We start from the raw sequence: 19,685 nt of genomic DNA, 5'->3' as shown, positions 1-19,685 counted from the left end.
GAAAAGGTGTTGTACATATGAAATCGTTTATCGTGATTGGTGCAGGGATCCTCGGCGCATCGACAGCCTACCATCTGGCGCGTGCAGGAGCCCGGGTTACCATAATCGACCGGGAGGATACAGGGAGAGCAACAGATGCTGCTGCGGGAATTATCTGTCCGTGGCTCACGCAGCGAAGAAACAAGCCGTGGTACCGGCTCGTAAAAGGAGGAGCGGCCTATTACCCGGAACTCGTTAAAATGCTTGAAGCGGACGGAGAAGAGGAAACCGGATACGCCAAGGTGGGGGCGATGCTCCTGCACACGAAAGAAGACGTGGTTGATAAAATGGTGAAGCGTGCGGCTGAGCGAAAGCCCGCCGCACCGGAAATGGGGGACGTCACAAGACTTACCCCGGAGGATGTAACCGCACGTTTTCCCGTTCTTGCCGAAAAATACAGCGGTGTGTTCGTAAGCGGCGGAGCACGGGTCAACGGCCGACTGATGAGGCAGGCTCTCATAAATGGAGCAAATAAGCATGGTGCCCGCTTTATCAAAGGAGACGCGCGCATTGTTTATGAGGAAACCCCCCCAGAGAAAGCTGCCGGGGCAAAAGTGAACGGAGAAATGATTTCGGCTGACGGAGTGATCGTGACTGCCGGCGCCTGGGCAAGAGAGGTACTCGAGGAAGCGGGCGTGCCGTTTCAGGTATCGTTTCAGAAAGCCCAGATTGTCCATCTCGATCTGCCGGATACAGAAACAGGGAGCTGGCCCGTCGTCATGCCTCCGGGACGGCTGTATCTGCTCACATTTGAAGAGGGTCGCGTCGTTGTCGGTGCCACTCACGAGGACGACACGGGATTTGATCCCAGGGTAACTGCCGGAGGTGTACAGGAGGTGCTCTCCAGCGGACTCAGTGTGGCACCAGGTCTCACAGAAGCAACCCTCACAGAAACACGCGTCGGTTTCAGGCCGTTCACACCGAATTTCCTGCCTGTTGCAGGACCTGTTCCGGGAAAAGAAGGGCTCTATGCTGCGAACGGGCTCGGTTCTTCGGGCCTCACTTCAGGGCCGTACCTCGGTGCCGAACTCGCCCGCAAGGTTCTCGCAAAAGAAACAGAACTGAATCTCGACGATTACGATATCGCATCAGCAATCGAGGGGCTGGAGGATAGACCGAATAGCTGATAAAACACTCGTTCAACAGAATAACATCATCCAAAAAACGGCCCGCTCTTCAACCAGAGCGGGCCGTTAAAACTGAGTTATTACTTTTGGAAAAGCACTGTTTCAATTCTTGCTTTTACTGGGTTAAAGTGACGGTCGAGAAACGCCACTGTTTCCTTCCAGGCCTGCTCCCCTGCCCGGGCATTTGCCTCTTCCGTACCTCCTGTTTTAAATGGAAAACTCTTCGGAATCCGTGCAGGAAGATAGGGAATTGTCAGCACATGGCCCGCATCTTCAAATGAGAGGTGCTTTTTTTCGTGCGCGAAAGAATTGGCGCTGAGCCGTGACATCATTGTCTTGCACATAGAGGAAGATGGCCACAATTCGTCGGCACCGCCGCTGATCAGCATCACAGGTCCATTGATCTTTTCCACATATAGAGCCGCTTCACCGCCGGATCCGTATTTTTTCAGGCTCCGTTCAAACACCGGCCGCATTCCAAGAGGCTCTTTTTTCCACTGGGCTACTGCGTGCTCCACACGCATGGTAAAGTCAAGCGAATACGGAATGAACGGCACCGGCGTCCGATCCTTTGACCACGAAGAGCTCCTACGGCCCTGTCTGAGGCTCTGAAAAACGTGGCTCGGCGGCATTTCTCCGATCACTGCTTTAATTCTTGAGTCCTGCGAAGCAGCCAGCAGGGCCAGTTCACCACCCTTTGAAATTCCGAGGCAGGCTATTTCATTCCCGTTCACATTCGGCTGGTCAGTGAGCCACTGAACAGCCCTGTTCACGGTTTCAACGGGAATTTCGTGAAGATCAGGAGGCAGAGGAGGGTAACCGAAGTACCCGAGCGCAAGTGCGGCATATCCGTGAGCTGCAAGAAGGGCGGCCGTTTCTTCATACACACCGCCTTCTGAGCCGCCGAGGACGATGACCGCCGGGAGACTGTTTTCTTTCTCAGGGTAAAAAAAAGTACCCTGGCACTCCGGTGTATCCACCTCTTCCTGTTTGATATGATCCTCTACAAAAAGTCTGGTGATGACCCGTTCTGTCACGATTTCATGTGTCTCGTTTACTACGGTTATACCGATGTGGAATGGCGCAAGTTCACTCCGTTGCAGGACAGCGCCTTCTACTTCACTTGAGACAGGGGCCAGCTGCCAGAAAAGCGTGCGGAAATCAGGTCCTTCAGTATCACCGGAAAGCTGCACTTTTCCATCGGATCCAGCTGTAACCGTGATCGAAGAAGTCCACTTGTATTCTGATCTGTCCATCCACTCAGCCCGGATTTCCACCTTCTCACCGGGTTTGAAACCGTCCATATGGAACTGGACTGGTTCGTCTACTCGTCCAATATCGGGATATAGAAAACATGTCAATCTTCTTCACCTGCCGTATGGTTATTATGGCGGGAGCGGGAGTAAAGCTGGGAAGCGTGGTCTGTCCGCCTTTCTCATCTATATTCGATACAGAGGGAAAAAACACATTTAATTGTCCTTAAAAAAATGCAGCTGCCTCTCAGGGTGGGCGCGGGGTAAAGCGTCCGCTGGCAGTGGAATTATAGAAAACCAGGGTGATCAACGAAAAAAAGCTGCCTCCCGCGCGGGGGAACAGCTTTTTTAACATTATTGACGGTTTGGGTTGGAGTTGTATCCCCCGGTAAAAATAGCAGCGAGAAAGGCTGCACATACGCCTAGAATTAATAGCAAGTTCATAACATTGCCGCCTCCTTCAATCGTCTCTGTAAAAACAATATACCACGAAAATAAAACGGATGCACGTCCAATTTCTTTTCCTATTCGGCTCTCTCACTTATAATGAGGAAAGAACGCTTATTTTATGAGGAGGTATGGAAAATGTACGTAGTAATGAACGAACTTCACGTACCTAAAGAAGGACGGGATAACGTATCCAGCCGTTTTGCCGAAAGCGCTGAAAAAATGAAGGAGGTTCCGGGCTGCCTCGATTTTATGTTTCTGGATCCGTCCGATGATGACAATTACCAGGTTGTCCTGACGAAGTGGGAATCGGAGGAAGACTACCGTGCCTGGGTGGACAGCCGAGCATTTAAGGACGCCCACAAAAAGCGGCGTGAAAACCTCGATAAAAGCCCCACATCCGGAAATAAGATTTTTGAGTATAAGGCCACTCATCACCTTTAAAGCTGTTGCGGATAGATCTTAATATGAAGCGGAAGGCGGCGACTCCGGCGACGAGCGTTTGCTTCTCGAAAGGCTCTGTTAAAGCTTAATGTTGATATTTTTCTATCGTTGATTGAAGCGAACGCGCGACACTCCTGCGGGAACAGCGCCGGCTGAAGACCCCGCAGGGCGTTTTTCCCGAGGAGGCTGAAGCGGTGCCCGCGGAAAGGGAGCGCAGTGAGCAGAAATCAACACCAGACTTTAACAAAGCCTCTCGAAAAAGCTGCGAGCTGCTTCGACGCAGACCGCTTCGAAGGGCATGCTGGCAGAGGAAGAAGCAGGGACTTTACCGAGGAGGCTGAAGCGATGCCCGCGGAAAGCGTCCTGCCTGCAGCGTAATTAAACAACAAAGAGCTTCTCTAAAACAAAAACACAGAACCGTCTGCGTTCCGGGACCGACCGGAGCCGGTCGGTTTTTTCATTTAGCTGTTTTTTGGTGTGGAAGCGTCCACCTGCAGCGTAATCTGCGGCTGTTCTGGTTCTGAACCTGGGCCCAAGGCAATAGAATGAATCGTAACAAGCTGGGGACAGCCCCGACTGTACAGGTCGTTGACCATGTGCATTGGGATGACAGTATAAGAAATAAAGGAACCCGGATGTCGAAACCGGACGGATTTTACAAGCATGTCTTTTCAAAGAGGGTGAATGATACCGGAAAGACACGCATAAGATGAACCAAGATATCTGGTTGTTTCCCCAGCCAGTATTGGGAGGAGGCCCCAAATGGACATTCTTAATAAAATTCAGCACTACCGGGAAGAAGAAGAGAACCTGAAGTGGGAAGGGACATTCGCAGAGTACCTTGATATTGTGAGGGAACGACCGGAAGTGGCACAGACTGCACACTCCCGTATTTATAACATGATTAGAGATGCGGGCGTAGAGGAAGTTGACGGCAAAAAGCATTACCGTTTCTTTGAAAATCAGATTTACGGCCTTGAAGATGCACTTGAGCGCCTTGTGGAAGAGTACTTTCATTCTGCAGCGAAACGACTGGATGTAAAAAAACGTATTCTGCTTCTGATGGGACCGGTGAGTGGTGGTAAATCCACACTCGTCACGATGCTTAAACGAGGACTCGAACAGTATTCCAAGAATGATAATGGAGCCGTTTATTGTATTAAAGGCTGTCCGATGCATGAGGATCCGCTTCACCTCATTCCTCATCATCTGAGAGAGGATTTTAAGAAAGAAACCGGCATCCGGGTGGAAGGAAACCTTTCCCCGCTGAATCTGATGCGTCTGGAAAAAGAGTATGGCGGCCGTATTGAAGACGTTATGGTCGAACGGGTTATTTTCTCCGAGGACCGCCGCTGCGGCATCGGAACGTTCAGCCCGTCAGATCCGAAATCACAGGACATTGCCGATTTGACAGGAAGCATTGACTTCTCCACGATCGCTGAGTACGGATCCGAATCGGACCCTCGTGCCTACCGATTTGACGGGGAGCTCAACAAAGCGAACCGAGGTCTGATGGAGTTTCAGGAAATGCTCAAGTGTGATGAGAAGTTTCTCTGGCATTTATTATCTCTTACTCAGGAAGGAAACTTCAAAGCCGGCCGGTTTGCCCTGATATCCGCAGATGAGATGATCGTGGCCCACACGAATGAAGCTGAGTACAAGTCCTTTATAGCCAATAAGAAAAACGAAGCCCTTCACTCCCGGATTATCGTCATGCCGATTCCGTATAACCTGAAGGTGAGTGAAGAGGAGCGGATTTACGATAAAATGATCCGCGACAGTGACATCTCAAACGTCCATATCGCGCCGCACGCTTTGAAAATTGCAGCCATCTTTACCGTTCTCACCCGTCTGAAAGAGTCCAAGAAAAACGGCGTTGATATCCTGAAAAAGATGAAGCTGTATGACGGCCAGAGCGTGGAAGGGTTCAACACCCAGGACGTAGAGGAAATGAAAAAAGAGTATCAGGATGAAGGGATGAACGGGATCGATCCTCGTTATGTGATCAACCGGATTTCAAGCGCCATCATCCGCAAGCAGCTCACATCGATTAATGCGCTGGATGTGCTCCGATCCATTAAGGACGGCCTTGATCAGCACGCATCGATCTCGAAGGAAGACCGCGAGCGTTACATGAACTACATTTCTGTAGCCCGCAAAGAATACGATGAAATTGCGAAAAAAGAAGTGCAGAAGGCGTTTGTCTATTCATATGAGGAGTCGGCGAAAACCCTTATGGACAATTATCTCGATAATGTGGAAGCTTATTGCAACAAAAACAAGCTGCGCGACCCGCTGACCGGAGAGGAAATGAACCCGGACGAGAAGCTTATGCGTTCCATTGAAGAGCAGATTGGAATCTCTGAAAATGCGAAAAAAGCCTTCCGCGAAGAAATTCTTATCCGGATTTCCGCTTATGCCCGGAAAGGTAAAAAGTTTGATTACCAGTCCCACGAGCGTCTGCGCGAAGCGATCCAGAAGAAGCTGTTTGCTGATCTGAAGGACGTTGTTAAAATTACGACCTCAACGAAAACGCCGGACGAGAATCAGCTTAAAAAAGTCAACGAAGTCATTGCCCGCCTGATCGAGGATCATGGCTACAACTCCACATCGGCCAACGAGCTGCTCCGCTACGTCGGAAGCCTCCTGAACCGTTGAAAAAAGAGAGTGTCCCAGATAAATCTGGAGGCACTCTCTTTTTTAATGTCTGAATAAAAGCGGTGCCGCCTTTTCTCGGCAAGTCTAGGCATATCGGGTTTCGGATAAAGAGAGGCGGGAATATACTCTCATAACACCGGAAGTTCTTCGCACGTATGAAACTTACATAACTCACCTTATTTTCATTTAGCTGGATAAATTCTCAATAAGGAGTTATGCCTCTTCTTCTAAATAACGGAAAGTCATTACAATCAATGCCATTCATCCTCAATGAATCTGCAAAACAATTATAATTATCACCTGATAACGGTTTAAAAAATGGATTACCGGCTATTATGTTACTAGAAACGCACTTAGGATGCTATCAACTAAAAATGGAGGAGAACAAAAGGATGAAAACAGCAGACAGGCAAAGTCGCAGTGAAATGAAGGAGCCCCTTAAGCGGAAAAATTGGAAGCTTGAACTGTGGAGCTGGTCCAAGACATTTGCCATTGTGTTCGTCATCGCTATACTCGTCCGTGGATTTATGTTTACCAATTATGTTGTTTACGGTCAGTCCATGATGCCCACCATCAACGACGGGGACCGGATCATCGTAAACAAGATCGGTTACGAGATTGCAGAGCCGAACCGGTTTGACCTCATTATTTTCCACGCCACGGAAGAAACAGATTACATTAAACGTGTTATCGGACTGCCTGGTGATACGCTCAAATACGAAAACGATACACTTTACATTAATGATGAACCACAAGACGAAGAATTTCTTGCTCAGTTCCGTGAAGAACAGGGCGGCGGCATTCTGACAGATGACTTCACGCTCGAAGACATTACCGGAGAAATTGAAGTTCCCGGAGGCCATATCTTTGTACTCGGTGATAACAGACAGAACAGTATTGACAGCCGTCAGATTGGATTTGTTCCTATGGAGCACATTGTTGGCAGGGCCAACATGGCATACTGGCCGCTTGAAGGTTTCAGACTGTTTTAACCCTGAATCACATACTATCTAAAAGAAGCATTCCTTCTATATAAAAAAGGGTGCTTCTTTTTTATGGTATCAAAAGTAAATAAAGGATAATACAGCAGGAGAGATCGGAAGGGTGTAATCACTTATATTCTTCAGAATCCAGGCTGCCCCGGTACGTCACAGATGCCAGTACTTTGATTCAGAAGCACCCTCAGGGTACACTCAAGTTAATAAGGAGGCGTGCCCGTATGAATATTAAAGGTTTCAACGTTGCCGGTCCCGTCATTGATGAGGAGACGCGTTGTATCCATTATCACTCCGAGCAGGACCGAATCGCCATTAAATTCAAATGCTGTGATACCTACTATCCGTGTATACTGTGCCACCGTGAAACGGCAGGGCATGACCCTTTAAAGTGGGAGAGGGCTGAATACGGAACCAGAGCCGTGCTCTGCGGAACATGTGGAGCCGAACTGACCATTGATGAGTATTTAGCCCACAGTGATGCCTGTCCCCGCTGCAGCAAATCGTTTAACCCTGGCTGCAGCCTGCACCATCATCTTTATTTCGAACTGGGGAAATGAGGAACAGTCAATCCGCAATTTTTATTAAAATGGCTCTGTTAAAGTTTAATGTTGATTTAATCAAGTTGATTGGAACGAACGAGCGACACTCCTGCGGGAACAGCACCGACGGAAGACCCCGCAGGGCGATTTTCCCGAGGAGGCTGCAGTGGTGCCCGCGGAAAGGGAGCGAAGAGAGAGAAAATCAACAACTGATTTAACAGAGCCATTAAAATAAGGCTTGGACATAAAAAGTGTGTAAGTGAGGGTTCGACGTAAGAGAGAACAAAGCGGATGAAATATACGAAGACTCCTGCAGGAGGAAAAGCAGAGGTGAGACCCCGGAGTGCGAAGTACGAGGAGGCTCACCTGCTTCCCGCTGAAAGCGAAGTATATTTCAGGAGCGTTTTATTTACACCGCATATGTTCGTCTGTTCAAATCCTCTTTTTTAAGGCTGTTTTCGTACAGATTGTTGCTATTGACCACTTTTTAAAGGAGCGAAAGGCAGTGACTCCAGCGGGAAAAGCATCAGCTGCCAGCGCTTACTTCTTGAGTAGGCTGCGAGGTGCTTCGACGCAGTAGGCTACGAAGCTTTGCTGGCAGAGGAAGAAGCAGAAGCTTTCCCCGAGGAGGCTGAAGCTAGACCTGCGGAAAGCGTCCGCCTGAAGCGGATTAAAACAACAATCTTTCTGAAAACATTCAAGCCTTTTTTAACCTGAAGTACTATAACCTCTCTGCCTGCCCTTTGTCTCCGTCAGATTTTTTCTCCTGTTTCAGTGCTTTCATCATGGAAAAGATCATGAGAATCATAATAATCGAAAACGGGAGTGCGGCAATTATCAAGGCGTTTTCCAGTGCCTGCAGTCCGCCCGTATAAAGAAGGATCAGTGCGGTGGCTGACAGCATCACGCCCCACACGAGTTTAATCGTTTTGGACGGATTCAGGTGACCGCCTGTCGTCTGCATCCCGAGAATAAACGTTCCCGAGTCAGCACTGGTAATGAAGAATGTCCCGATCAGAATAATCGCCACAAAGCTCATTATTGTACCAATTGGAGCGTATTGCGCGAATACCCCGAACAGAGCTTCCTCAGTCGCGAGCTCCGAAATGGCAATAATGCCGTTTGTTTCAAGCGTGATGGCCGTACCGCCGAATGCGGAAAACCAGGCAAATCCTACAAGACACGGTACAAAGAGTACGCCAAGAACAAATTCGCGAAGGGTGCGTCCTTTAGAAACGCGGGCAATAAATGAGCCTACGAAAGGTGCCCACGCAATCCACCATGCCCAGAAGAAAATCGTCCAGCCGTCAATCCATTCACGTGCCTCAGGATTGTCAGGAGCAAGACGGAAACTCATCGTCGGCAGCGTCTGTAAGTACGTGCCCAGTGTATTGGTGAAAATATTTAATGCGTATAGGGTCGGACCGGCAATAAGTATGAACACAAACAGCAGAACAGCGAGAATCATATTCACATTACTCAGGTACTTGATTCCTCTATTCAGACCGGTGTATGCCGAGATCATAAACAGAACCGTAACCACGGCAATAATCACAAACTGAACACCGAAGTTACTACCCACATCAAGCAGGTAATTGAGTCCTCCGTTTATCTGAACGGCACCGAAACCGAGTGTACTGGAAACGCCGATAACCGTAGCGGTTACTGCAATGATATCAATAATTTTACCCGGCGTTCCCTCGGCATGCTTTCCAAGAATCGGTGTCAGCGTGCCGCTGATCAGACCTGGTGCATCACGGCGGAATTTGAAATAGGCAAGAATAAGGGCAACGACCGCATAAATTCCCCAGGCATGTACACCCCAGTGGAAATACGTAAACCGCATCGCATCACTGATCGCCTGGTCAGAACCTGGCTCCGTGGTAGGCGAATCAATCATCGAGTGTGAGATCGGCTCAGCTGCTCCCCAGAAAACGAGGCCGATCCCCATACCGGCACTGAAAAGCATGGCAAACCATGTTGCGTAATTATAATCCGGTTTGTCGTCCGGTTTCCCCAGCTTAATTTTCCCGTAGGGACTCACTACGAAAAACAGACAGACAAGCACAAAGCCCGAAACGATCAGCAGATAATACCAGCCCATTGTTTCTGTAATAAAACCTTGCAGGGTTCCGGTTAATTCCTCAAGCGTGGCGGGAGCGATAATACCAAAAGCAACGATAAAAACGAGAATACCCAATGCTCCCCAGAATACTGGTGTGACTTTTTTCACAATCAATCCTCTCCTTAGTAACGAAGGTTGTTAACCTATATTCCCTCTTTTACGACAAAAACATGTCTAAATATGAAAAAAGAACCACATTGATGGTCCCGATACGTTAAACCCCTTACCGCTCTAAGGGGGAAGGGCATAATTTTTTATTTCAAATTAAAAGTTTGTGTTCTAAAAGAAGCCTGTCCACTTTCAAAATGCAAGGAGATGTAGGGACTTGTATATTTATCAGATTTTTTTGTCAACTACACGAGCCTTCTGCATAGGATAAAGTAAGCTATTCAAAATGGATGGCGTGTCGGCAGACGGTAAACAGTTCACAGGATGTCGTCACTCTTATATGTATGTGCATAGGAAGAAAAATGTGCCTGTCCGAAAGAATTTTTTGTACGATTGCGTCGAATCAGATACCGTAAGCAAACAACTTCAAAAGCAGCACCGGGAAAAGTGACAGTGGTAAAGGGCCTGAGAGCCCTTCATACAAAACAGCCGGAGAATTCAGCTTAATAAAAGCCTGACTGTTTCCGTTACATGAGTGGCGATCGACGATAAGATGACAGGTTTTATGAAACGATGAAAAAATGAAGGAGGGAGTAAGACAATGAAAAGTAACGTCGGTAAGAATTATGTTGTCTCTCAGGATAATTGGTCCCTCCACCGAAAAGGCTACCAGGATCAGCAACGCCACCAGGAGAAAGTCCAGGAAGCGATCAATAAAAATCTCCCGGATCTGGTGAGCGAAGAAAGCATTGTCATGTCAAACGGCCGGGACGTCATAAAAATTCCAATAAGATCTCTTGATGAGTATAAAATCCGCTATAACTATGACAAAAACAAACATGTGGGCCAGGGTGACGGCGACAGTGAAGTAGGCGATGTGGTGGCAAGGGACGGATCACCGCAGCAGGGTGCCGGTAAAGGTGAAGGTGCCGGAGACCAGGCGGGGGAAGATTATTACGAAGCTGAAGTAGCTATCTCGGAACTTGAAGAGCTGCTGTTCAGAGAGCTCGAACTGCCGAACCTTCAGCAGAAGGAAGAGGACAACATTGTCGTTGAGGATATCGATTTTAATGATATTCGCAAAAAAGGGCTCATGGGCAATATCGATAAGCGGCGGACCATTATCCAGGCCATCAAACGAAATGCCATGAGCGGAAAAAACAGTATCATGCCGATTTACAATGACGATCTGCGCTTTAAGACATGGAATGAGAAAGTAAAGCCCGAGTCCAAAGCCGTTGTACTTGCGATGATGGACACGAGCGGCAGTATGGGCCGATGGGAAAAGTACATGGCCAGAAGCTTCTTTTTCTGGATGACACGTTTTCTCCGGACAAAATACGAAACAGTAGACATTGAATTCATTGCCCATCATACGGAAGCAAAAGTCGTTTCTGAAGATGATTTCTTTATGAAAGGGGAAAGCGGGGGAACAATCTGTTCATCCGCCTACCGGAAAGCACTGGAACTCGTCGACGGGAAATATTCACCGGAACGTTATAATATCTATCCTTTCCATTTTTCCGATGGCGACAATTTAACATCAGATAACCAGCGCTGCCTAAAGCTCGTAAAGGAACTGATGGAGATGTCCAGCATGTTCGGCTACGGGGAAGTGAACCAGTACAACCGGCCGTCCACACTCATGAGTGCATACAAAAACATCCGTGATGAACGGTTCAGACACTTTATTCTGAGGGAAAAGGGAGATGTCTACCAGTCTCTTAAATGGTTCTTCAGAAAGGAAGATGAAGTGCTTCAGTAGATCGAACTGCCGTCCCGGTTCTTCGTAAAACACAGAGCGGGACGGCAGTCATTTTTATGTGAAACGGAGCATGTCGGACAACCTTGGCAGCGCGGAATGTATGCGCTGTCATTTTTTGTGTAAATTTCTTTCTTCCATTGTATTGGTACCACTTGTTATAGGAGTAAAGAGTGGACCATTTCACGTGGAATCGGGCTGTATCCTGCTGCTATGGTTGTCGGACAACCTTAATAATTTGTTTACAATTCTAAAAAACCTCTGGGGGAATTATTGTAAAATAAGGTTTTTTGTCAACAAACTATGATTAAATGTGACACATTATATTAATAGTTTGTAAATTCCATAGACAAGGAATCGACAAAATTGTATACTAATAATCGTTCGAGTTGTTAGACAACTGGTTCTTATCATCTACATATTGGGGATCAGGATCTTGAGGCTTGAATAGTAAAACACATACTTTGGGGGGAATTACCTTGTTTAAGAAGAAATTTCTTTCTGTAACACTCGGTCTTGCAATGGCTACAGCACTTACTGCCTGTGGTGAAGGCGACGACGCTGAAGGCGGTGCCGACAACGGTACTGACGACGGTAACGGAGAAGACACTGCTGAAGAGGAAGATGGCGGCGACGAAGAAGCAGCTGAAGACATCGACGAACTCATCATGGGCTTCGTACCATCTCAGGATGCTGGAGAAATTGCTGACACAGCTCAGCCTCTTGCCGATCGTCTGTCAGAAGAACTTGGCGTAGACGTTGAAGCTTCTGTAATGGTTGACTATGTAGGACTGATTGAGGCAATGAGAACGCAACAGGTTGACATCGGATTCCTGCCACCGTTTGGTTTTGTTCAGGCTGAAGAGCGCGCTGGTGTTGAAGTAATTCTTAAAGCAGAGCGTCACGGTGAAACTTCCTACAAAGCTCAGTACACTGTACCTGCAGACTCTCACCTTGAATCTGTTGAGCAGCTTGCTGAAGAAGAAGGCCTCACTTGGGCTTATGCAGATGACCTGTCTACATCCGGTTTCCTTTTCCCTGCATCTCAGCAGAAAAGCTTCGGAGTTGAAGATATTGACTCTCACTTCATCCGTACAACAACAGGCGGTCATGACAACGCCCTGATTGCACTTTACGATGGAGCAGCGGACTTCGCTACAACGTTTGACGATGCCCGTGACAACCTTGCTGATGAGTTCCCTGACGTATATGACGACCTTCGCGTTCTTGGTTACACAGATCCGATCCCTAACGATACAATCTCTGTCCGCAGTGATCTTCCAGACAACTGGAAAGAAGATATCAAAGCTGCATTCCTGACTTTCCAGGATGACGAAGAAATGCTTGAAGTACTTGACGAAATCTACAACTGGACTGGAATCGCAGAAGCTTCTACTGAAGACTACGATGTTGTCCGTGAAGTATTCGCTGAGTTCGAAGACGAGCTTTCAGAGTAATAATATAATAGTTAAACTGACCGGCAGTTTCACCGGGGGCTCTGCTCCTGGTGAAAGCACTCCGGTTAATCAGCAGAAAGACATATAGTCTCAAGCAAGACGGCGGCCGATAAGTGAACAAGCATGACCTGTTCCCGGGTCGCTGTTTTATTATGTTCTGAGTGTTGAGGACTGACGTCATACCTTTTTGTAAAGAACATATTACATTTTTTCTTAAAGGAAAAATGAATCGGATTCTTAATTAAAGCATATTCCATATTTTCAGTCAAGGGTTTCTTTGACTTCTCAAGTTAGAATATTCATTCAATAGTGTTATACTATTGAGATTTATCATAAATCAACTGCATCACGCCATAACAAATACATTCATTATGAAATTCGCTACCAGGGGGAAGGAGAACACAATGTTAGAGTTTAAGGATGTAAGTTTAACGTATCCGAACGGTCATCAGGGACTGAAAAACATTAATCTCAAAATCAACGACGGGGAATTTATTGTTGTCGTAGGAATGTCAGGTGCAGGTAAATCCACCCTGATCCGCAGCATTAACCGTCTTGTCACACCAACTTCAGGGGAACTGCTCATTGATGGAGAAAACATTCTAAAGTATAAGGAAAAAGATCTCAGAAAACTGCGCACGAAAACAGGGATGATTTTCCAGCAGCACAACCTTGTAAAACGGATGTCTGTTCTTCGTAACGTTATGGCCGGACGTCTTGGTCATACCGGTACAATGAGAAGTCTTCTGGGGATGTTTCCGCAGGAAGATGTCAAACTTGCCATGAAGAACCTGAACCGGGTGGGCATTGGTGAAAAGGCTTACACACGGGCGGATCAGCTCAGTGGCGGACAGCAGCAGCGTGTCAGTATTGCGCGTGTTGTGACCCAGAAACCGAAAGTCATTCTTGCTGACGAGCCTGTTGCCAGCCTCGATCCCCCGACATCACACGTCGTTATGAAAGACCTTAAACGCATCAGTAAAGAAGATAATCTTACGACCCTCGTTAACCTTCACTTCATCGACATGGCGCAGGAGTACGCCGACCGGATTATCGGTCTCAGAGATGGTGAAGTTGTCTTTGACGGTCCTGTCAGCGAAGTTACCGATAAAACCTTCGAAGAGATCTACGGCAGACCTATTAAAGAAGACGATCTTCTCGGGGGAGATGACGAATAATGGAAACTGAAAAAAATCTTAAGAAAGGAAAAGGGCGTATACCAATTACTCCAACCGGGTTGAAGTGGTATCTTTCCAGCAGTATTGTCCTGGTTATTGCTCTGTACGTGCTGTCTGCTTATCTGACAGATGCTTTTCCGAACCGTGTCATCGAAGGATTTCCTATTATCTTTTCTTTCGTAGTTGATGATCTGTTCCCTCCAAACTGGGGTTACGTGAGAACGGTTTCCCTTGCCCTTCTGGAAACGTGGAACATTGCCCTTCTGAGTACGACACTTGCCGCAATCATTGCGATTCCTTTCTGTGTACTCGGAGCTTCAAACATTAACACCAACAACTTTTTCTATCAGTTTATCCGTATTTTTCTTAACCTTCTGCGTACGATTCCGGAAATCATCCTTGCGGTACTTTTCGTTGCCGTTGTAGGATTAGGTGCCCTTTCAGGGGTACTTGCCCTTACGATTTTCTCACTCGGTATTTTCGCGAAACTGATGAGTGAGACAATTGAGACGATTGATCCCGGGCCTCTTGAGGCGATCAGAGCCTCAGGCGGAAACGTGCTTCAGGTTATTGCCTACGGTGTCGTGCCGCAGGTAGCCCAGCACTATGCATCCTATGCTCTTTACATTCTTGAAATTAACGTTAAAGCTTCCGTAGTTCTCGGTTTCGTAGGTGCAGGGGGAATCGGTCTGATTCTGCGCCAGCAGCTGAACATGTTCAACTACGCGAACGTTTCTACGATTATTATCCTGACTTTCGTCACCATTACGATTATCGACTATGTTAGTAACAAGGTAAGGGAGGGACTAAACTAATGAATGAAGAAGTGAAATTCCCTCCAAAACCGAATCGGACAAAGTTTAAAATCAAACTCGGGATTACTGCCGCCATTCTGGCGTTCCTTTACACGATTGCCTTTGTTTTTACCGGATTTGAGGTGCGTCCATCCGCATCATCAGCGTGGCATACACTGGAGCGGATCTTTATATCCCCGTTCTTTGATGCCGATGTAAGAGCCAAGTTCCCTGAACTCGTAGGCTACATGCTTGAAACAATTGCGATTGCCTACGCTGGTCTGGCTGTAGCCTCCATTTTGGCGATTCCGGTAGGATTCCTTGCTGCCCGTAACATGACAGGCGGAAGACTTTCCTACGTTGGTAAAGCGATCCTGAATGCAATCCGTGCTATTCCTGAGCTCATTTTTGCGATTATCTTCGTTGCTGCCGTCGGTATCGGTCCATATGCCGGGGTACTCGCCATCAGTATTAACTCGATCGGGATGCTCGGTAAGCTGTATGCTGAAGTAATCGAAACCATTGACATGTCTAAAGTAGAAGCGATCAAGGCGAGCGGTGGTAACCGCGTTCAGGCCATGTGGTACGGTGTACTTCCACAGGTAGTTCCTGAATTCTCGTCCTATGCGATCTACCGTTTTGAAATCGATGTTCGTGCTTCCACTGTACTCGGGATCGTAGGTGCCGGTGGTATTGGTTTCCCGCTTCTGCTCGCGACACAGCAGCGTAACTGGGAAGATGTCGGTATGATCCTCTATGTTGTTGTTATTTTCGTTACGCTTATCGATATTCTCAGTGGTAAAATCCGTAAGAAACTCGTTTAAACCGTCCGTCAGTTCTGTAACTTAATATCTGGCTGGACATACAGATAGCAAAGGATAAAGGTTCAGCATGCTTGAAAAAGCGGCTGAGCCTTTTTCCATTACCGCAGGAGGTTACTTATGATGGATCAATCCGCCATACATCGTTTTGCCGTTGCCTTGGCAAAAGAAGCCGGGCTTATGCTAATGGATTCATTGACTCAAAATATCGCAGCGGAATATAAAACATCTGCTGCCGACCTTGTAACCGAAATGGACCGTAAAATTGAGTGTTTTTTTGCTGAAAAGGTAAATACCGAATTTCCGGAGCATATGATTCTGGGTGAAGAAGGGACTGTCACTGACCAGCGCAGTTACATACCAGAAGAGGAGACAGTATGGCTGATCGACCCGATCGACGGAACAACAAATTTCGTCCATCAGAAGCGCAATTTTGCCATATCAGTTGGTGTATATCATAAAGGAAGCCCGATTGCAGGAGTCATTTTTGATCCAGCCGAAGGAGAATGCTTTCATGCTCTTTCCGGGGAGGGGGCCTGGCTGAACGAGACGAAGCTGGAAAGGCTCTCGCCAACGTCCGAGGAAGAGGCTCTGATCGCCATGAATTCACTCTGGCTCGTGCCGAATGAGTATGCTGATTTTGAAAAGATGCAGTCACTCGTCTCCAAGGTCCGCGGGGTCCGCTGTCAGGGGTCAGCGGCCCTTGAACTTGCTCACGTGGCGTGCGGGAGACTGGATGGCTCCATTGCATTTGGACTTGGTCCGTGGGATTTCGGTGCCGGTCTGGTTTTACTGAAGGAAGTCGGCGCTGTAGTCACAACTTCCGGAAATGATTCTATTTACCCGTTTGACCATTCGTCTGTGATCGCTGCAAAACCGGGTCTTCATGAGATTCTTGCGGCGTCGTATCTGCGTTAAAGTCCTGAGGAGAGTGGAGAATGGCAATGTCAGTATCAAGTGAAAAAGAACTGTTGTACATGAAGGTTGTCAATCAGCTTAAAATGGATTTAAAAAAATGGGAGCTGCCCCCGGATATGAAACTTCCGTCCGAACCGGAACTGGCAAAACGTCTGGGCGTAAGCCGGACAACACTCCGGGAAGCTCTGGTGATTCTTGAAAGCGAAAACATCGTCAAACGTGTGCACGGGCTCGGGACGTTTGTCAGAGGACAGGCCCTGATTGAAAGCGGCATTGAGGAACTGTCCAGCATTAGTGATCTGATTATTCAAAACGGAAAACAGCCCGGGACGAGTATGTATATTCAGGAAACGGTGCCGGCGGCTGACGCTGATCGCACCCGTTTCAAGCTCAAACCAGGGGCGAAGGTGAAGTCAATCAGGAGGATCCGAACGGCCGATGGGAGTCCGGTTGTCTATTGTAAAGATATCCTCCCCGCTGCTCTCTTCGGGGAGAACCACCAGTTTTCCGAGCAGTCCCTGTTCTCCGATCTTGAAAACACAGCTGGAATTGAAGTGGATTATGCAGTCTCAAAAATAAAATCACAGGGGTACGTGGAAGAGGTATCTGAAGCACTGAACTGTAAAGGCGATATGAGCCTCCTCGTTCTCACCCAGATGCATTACGATACTAAAAACCGGCCCGTTCTCTATTCAATCAATTACTTCCGGTCCGACCTGTTTACTTTTACTGTGCTCCGCACAAAAAAATAATGTCAGCAGCAGCCTTTCCGATTTGAGGGGCTGCTGTTTTTTATGCGTGGAAAAGGGGAATGTAATGTGTATTCACCTATGTAAAGGAGATGATGATCAGATGCCATGGACGAAAACCGATTATCCAGATTCCATGAAAAACCTCGATAAGGACATACGGGATAAAGCGATCGAAATTGCCAATTCTCTGCTTGAGGACGGTTATGAAGAGGGGCGGGCGATCCCCATCGCTATTGATGAAGCAAAAAAGGTCGGGCCGAAAAGTGATGTGACCTACCATGTAACCGAATCAGATGGCAAGTGGGAAGTAAAGAAAGAGGGAGCGGACCGGGCTGCCGGTAAATTCGACACAAAAGAGGATGCGATGGAACGGGCCGATGAACTGATCGATTCCCGGAACGCAGAGATTGTGATACACAGGAAGGACGGCTCTGTACAGGACACTAAGAAAGCGACGGAGTAGAGAGCGAGTAGCTGATGACCGGGCATATGCCCGGTTTTTTATTGTGGTGTGGGAGGCGGGAAATGGAGTGAGGCAGAAACGAGTGGCATTTTACTACCTAACGTACATGGATGAGGGAGTTAAGGTGTGAAAAAGTGATTTTTAAGACTTAACGGGCGTCTGAACAGTAGTTAGGTCGTATAAAAGGGATATTTAAGACCTAACCAAAATGAGGGTGTTCCATTAGGGGGTATAATTCTGAATCAGCAGATTATGAACCCTAAAGTGTGCAGAGGCAAGGTGTATAAAAGCGAATCAGTCAAATGTAAACCCTAACTTGAGCCGGGTTATTGCGTATAAAAGGAAAACAGCAGATTATAAACCTTAACCAATCCCATCACAGGAAGTATAACTGTGAATCATCACCACGCCCAGCCAGACCATTCCCTATAGCTAAAACACGGCAATCGGCTATAATAAAACCAGGCAAACAGCAAAACAGGAGGATTATACATGAAAAGATGTGCAGTATTTTGCGGCTCCAGAGCAGGGCGGCATCCGGAATATACAAACTCTGCCCGGGTGCTGGGCAAGGCCCTTGCGGAGCGTAATATCGAACTGGTTTATGGCGGTGCAAGCGTCGGCATTATGGCGGCAGTTGCGGACGGAGTGCTTGAAAATGGGGGCCGGGTAATTGGGATCCTCCCGGAATTTCTCGGTAGCAGGGAGATTGCCCATCAGAAACTCACAGAGCTCCATATAGTCAAAACCATGCGGGAACGCAAACAGATGATATCTGATTTGTCCGATGGTTTTATTGCTATGCCCGGCGGTATTGGGACGATGGAAGAGTACTTTGAAATGCTCACGCAGGAAGTGCTCGGTCAGCACAAAGGAAAGAACGGACTTTTGAACATAAACGGTTATTATTCCCCGCTTGTCAGCTTTTTTGACCATATGAAAGAACAGGGTTTTCTTGATGACGAGGTGCGCAGAAAAATCGTTGTCGAGGAAGATCCCGTGCTTATGATTGAAAGGCTGATGGAATAGCCGCCCCCTTCACATTGAATCCATAGGAAAAGCCTGTCCGCCATTTTCGGGACAGGCTTTTCTGCCTATTTAATGTTTTTCAATGCTGTTCCGATGCTCGTATCACCGGAAAGAAGCTCGAAAACCTGATGGTTTGTCTCTTCGATCGTCAGGGAGTTGACCGCAGCTGAGGCTACGTCTTCACGAGGGATTTCCCCTGAACGGTCAGACAGTTCTTTTGCCGCTGTAATGGTTCCCTTGCCCGCATCGTTCGAGAGACTCCCGGGACGTAAAATGGTGTAATTCAAACGGCTGTTCAGCAGTGCGTCGTCAGCAGCACCTTTTGCCTTCATATAATGACGGATGCCCTCCGGTGTTTCCTCCGGATGTCCGGCACCGATTGCGCTGATCATGATGAAGCGTGCAACACCGTGTTTTTCCGCTTCTTCAACTGATTTAATCGCAGCGCTGCGGTCGATCACTTCCGTCTGTTCCTGAGAGGTGTGGCCGCCTGATCCTGCTGTAAAAATGACGGCGTCTACCCCCTCATAGGCATGTGAAAAATCTTTTTCCAAGTCCCCAATGACAATTTCGTGGGCACCGAGGTCTTCCATTGTGCTTCGCTGTTCCTCCGAACGGATCATCGCTTTTACTTCATGTTCAGTGCTCAGGCCGAGCATTTTTACCATATGACGGCCGATTTGCCCGTTTGCTCCGATTACAAGTACTCTCATTTCCTATCATCTCCTGTATTAAATACGTTTTCACATTATACAGTTTCCCCTTCGCTTTGG

General features: G+C 47.6%; 17 protein-coding genes. 14 read left to right on the top strand and 3 right to left on the bottom strand.

Annotated features, from left to right (window positions below):
* Nucleotides 1–17: 17 nt before the first annotated feature.
* Entirely contained in the window at nt 18–1,166 is a 1,149-nt protein-coding gene (locus tag CR205_RS11005; protein WP_110519488.1) for an NAD(P)/FAD-dependent oxidoreductase, read from the top strand.
* 80 nt (nt 1,167–1,246) lie between these two features.
* Here CR205_RS11005 and CR205_RS11000 read toward each other — a convergent pair whose 3' ends face one another.
* Nucleotides 1,247–2,527 (bottom strand): acyl-CoA thioester hydrolase/BAAT C-terminal domain-containing protein, encoded by a 1,281-nt coding sequence (locus CR205_RS11000; protein ID WP_142669885.1) that lies wholly within the window; start codon nt 2,525–2,527, stop codon nt 1,247–1,249.
* 477 nt (nt 2,528–3,004) lie between these two features.
* Between CR205_RS11000 and CR205_RS10995 the strand changes: the two genes are divergently transcribed.
* From CR205_RS10995 to CR205_RS10980, 4 genes are all read left to right on the top strand, one after another.
* The gene (locus CR205_RS10995; protein ID WP_110519484.1) at nt 3,005–3,310 is read left to right on the top strand and encodes an antibiotic biosynthesis monooxygenase family protein; all 306 of its coding nucleotides are present in this window, start codon (nt 3,005–3,007) and stop codon (nt 3,308–3,310) included.
* A gap of 762 nt (nt 3,311–4,072) precedes the next feature.
* Nucleotides 4,073–5,968 carry a PrkA family serine protein kinase gene (locus CR205_RS10990; RefSeq protein WP_110519482.1) on the top strand — a complete coding sequence of 632 codons (1,896 nt, stop codon included), beginning with the start codon at nt 4,073–4,075 and terminating at the stop codon, nt 5,966–5,968.
* A gap of 392 nt (nt 5,969–6,360) precedes the next feature.
* The gene (lepB, locus tag CR205_RS10985; protein ID WP_236634744.1) at nt 6,361–6,960 is read left to right on the top strand and encodes a signal peptidase I; all 600 of its coding nucleotides are present in this window, start codon (nt 6,361–6,363) and stop codon (nt 6,958–6,960) included.
* Between the two features lie 227 nt (nt 6,961–7,187).
* Nucleotides 7,188–7,523, top strand: a complete 336-nt coding sequence (locus tag CR205_RS10980; RefSeq protein ID WP_110519480.1) for a CHY zinc finger protein — start codon at nt 7,188–7,190, stop codon at nt 7,521–7,523.
* Between the two features lie 703 nt (nt 7,524–8,226).
* Here CR205_RS10980 and CR205_RS10975 read toward each other — a convergent pair.
* Nucleotides 8,227–9,738 (bottom strand): glycine betaine uptake BCCT transporter, encoded by a 1,512-nt coding sequence (locus tag CR205_RS10975; protein ID WP_110519478.1) that lies wholly within the window; start codon nt 9,736–9,738, stop codon nt 8,227–8,229.
* 601 nt (nt 9,739–10,339) lie between these two features.
* On the opposite strand from CR205_RS10975, the gene yhbH reads away from it, so the two are divergent.
* From yhbH to CR205_RS10930, 9 genes are all read left to right on the top strand, one after another.
* Nucleotides 10,340–11,503 (top strand): sporulation protein YhbH, encoded by a 1,164-nt coding sequence (gene yhbH, locus CR205_RS10970; RefSeq protein ID WP_110519476.1) that lies wholly within the window; start codon nt 10,340–10,342, stop codon nt 11,501–11,503.
* Nucleotides 11,504–11,979: 476 nt separating this feature from the next.
* Complete coding sequence (gene phnD, locus CR205_RS10965) at nt 11,980–12,957, top strand: phosphate/phosphite/phosphonate ABC transporter substrate-binding protein (protein WP_268877410.1); 978 nt, start codon at nt 11,980–11,982, stop codon at nt 12,955–12,957.
* Between the two features lie 404 nt (nt 12,958–13,361).
* The gene (gene phnC, locus CR205_RS10960; protein ID WP_110519474.1) at nt 13,362–14,135 is read left to right on the top strand and encodes a phosphonate ABC transporter ATP-binding protein; all 774 of its coding nucleotides are present in this window, start codon (nt 13,362–13,364) and stop codon (nt 14,133–14,135) included.
* The gene (gene phnE / locus CR205_RS10955) at nt 14,135–14,950 is read left to right on the top strand and encodes a phosphonate ABC transporter, permease protein PhnE (protein ID WP_110519472.1); all 816 of its coding nucleotides are present in this window, start codon (nt 14,135–14,137) and stop codon (nt 14,948–14,950) included. The genes phnC and phnE (CR205_RS10955) overlap by 1 nt, the downstream gene beginning before the upstream one ends.
* Nucleotides 14,950–15,753 carry a phosphonate ABC transporter, permease protein PhnE gene (phnE, locus tag CR205_RS10950; protein WP_110519470.1) on the top strand — a complete coding sequence of 268 codons (804 nt, stop codon included), beginning with the start codon at nt 14,950–14,952 and terminating at the stop codon, nt 15,751–15,753. Before phnE (CR205_RS10955) ends, phnE (CR205_RS10950) begins: the two co-directional genes overlap by 1 nt.
* A gap of 117 nt (nt 15,754–15,870) precedes the next feature.
* A complete protein-coding gene (locus tag CR205_RS10945; protein ID WP_110519468.1) occupies nt 15,871–16,668 on the top strand; it encodes an inositol monophosphatase family protein in 798 nt (265 codons plus the stop codon).
* Nucleotides 16,669–16,688: 20 nt separating this feature from the next.
* Nucleotides 16,689–17,420, top strand: a complete 732-nt coding sequence (locus CR205_RS10940; RefSeq protein WP_110519466.1) for a GntR family transcriptional regulator — start codon at nt 16,689–16,691, stop codon at nt 17,418–17,420.
* A gap of 100 nt (nt 17,421–17,520) precedes the next feature.
* Nucleotides 17,521–17,883 carry a DUF2188 domain-containing protein gene (locus CR205_RS10935; protein ID WP_110519464.1) on the top strand — a complete coding sequence of 121 codons (363 nt, stop codon included), beginning with the start codon at nt 17,521–17,523 and terminating at the stop codon, nt 17,881–17,883.
* 492 nt (nt 17,884–18,375) lie between these two features.
* Nucleotides 18,376–18,912: an LOG family protein gene (locus tag CR205_RS10930; protein WP_110519462.1), complete on the top strand. Its 537-nt coding sequence runs from the start codon at nt 18,376–18,378 to the stop codon at nt 18,910–18,912.
* A gap of 65 nt (nt 18,913–18,977) precedes the next feature.
* Here the strand turns inward: CR205_RS10930 and CR205_RS10925 are convergent, their stop codons facing one another.
* The gene (locus CR205_RS10925; protein ID WP_110519460.1) at nt 18,978–19,625 is read right to left on the bottom strand and encodes an SDR family oxidoreductase; all 648 of its coding nucleotides are present in this window, start codon (nt 19,623–19,625) and stop codon (nt 18,978–18,980) included.
* Between the last annotated feature and the right edge of the window lie 60 nt (nt 19,626–19,685).

It is taken from the genome of Alteribacter lacisalsi (genome assembly GCF_003226345.1).
GTDB lineage: Bacteria > Bacillota > Bacilli > Bacillales > Salisediminibacteriaceae > Alteribacter > Alteribacter lacisalsi.
The sequence above is the reverse complement of the archived record's forward strand: the minus strand, read 5'-3'. Positions and strand labels throughout refer to the sequence as shown.

What these genes read in the sequence shown, in the direction of transcription:
- yhbH (WP_110519476.1), top strand. Translation starts at nt 10,340, where the DNA reads ATGAAAAGTAACGTCGGTAAGAATTATGTTGTCTCTCAGGATAATTGG.
- phnC (WP_110519474.1), top strand. Translation starts at nt 13,362, where the DNA reads ATGTTAGAGTTTAAGGATGTAAGTTTAACGTATCCGAACGGTCATCAG.
- CR205_RS11005 (WP_110519488.1), top strand. Translation starts at nt 18, where the DNA reads ATGAAATCGTTTATCGTGATTGGTGCAGGGATCCTCGGCGCATCGACA.
- CR205_RS10945 (WP_110519468.1), top strand. Translation starts at nt 15,871, where the DNA reads ATGATGGATCAATCCGCCATACATCGTTTTGCCGTTGCCTTGGCAAAA.
- CR205_RS10940 (WP_110519466.1), top strand. Translation starts at nt 16,689, where the DNA reads ATGGCAATGTCAGTATCAAGTGAAAAAGAACTGTTGTACATGAAGGTT.
- phnE (WP_110519470.1), top strand. Translation starts at nt 14,950, where the DNA reads ATGAATGAAGAAGTGAAATTCCCTCCAAAACCGAATCGGACAAAGTTT.
- lepB (WP_236634744.1), top strand. Translation starts at nt 6,361, where the DNA reads ATGAAAACAGCAGACAGGCAAAGTCGCAGTGAAATGAAGGAGCCCCTT.
- phnE (WP_110519472.1), top strand. Translation starts at nt 14,135, where the DNA reads ATGGAAACTGAAAAAAATCTTAAGAAAGGAAAAGGGCGTATACCAATT.
- CR205_RS10990 (WP_110519482.1), top strand. Translation starts at nt 4,073, where the DNA reads ATGGACATTCTTAATAAAATTCAGCACTACCGGGAAGAAGAAGAGAAC.
- CR205_RS10935 (WP_110519464.1), top strand. Translation starts at nt 17,521, where the DNA reads ATGCCATGGACGAAAACCGATTATCCAGATTCCATGAAAAACCTCGAT.
- CR205_RS10925 (WP_110519460.1), bottom strand. Translation starts at nt 19,625, where the DNA reads ATGAGAGTACTTGTAATCGGAGCAAACGGGCAAATCGGCCGTCATATG.
- CR205_RS10930 (WP_110519462.1), top strand. Translation starts at nt 18,376, where the DNA reads ATGAAAAGATGTGCAGTATTTTGCGGCTCCAGAGCAGGGCGGCATCCG.
- CR205_RS10995 (WP_110519484.1), top strand. Translation starts at nt 3,005, where the DNA reads ATGTACGTAGTAATGAACGAACTTCACGTACCTAAAGAAGGACGGGAT.
- CR205_RS10980 (WP_110519480.1), top strand. Translation starts at nt 7,188, where the DNA reads ATGAATATTAAAGGTTTCAACGTTGCCGGTCCCGTCATTGATGAGGAG.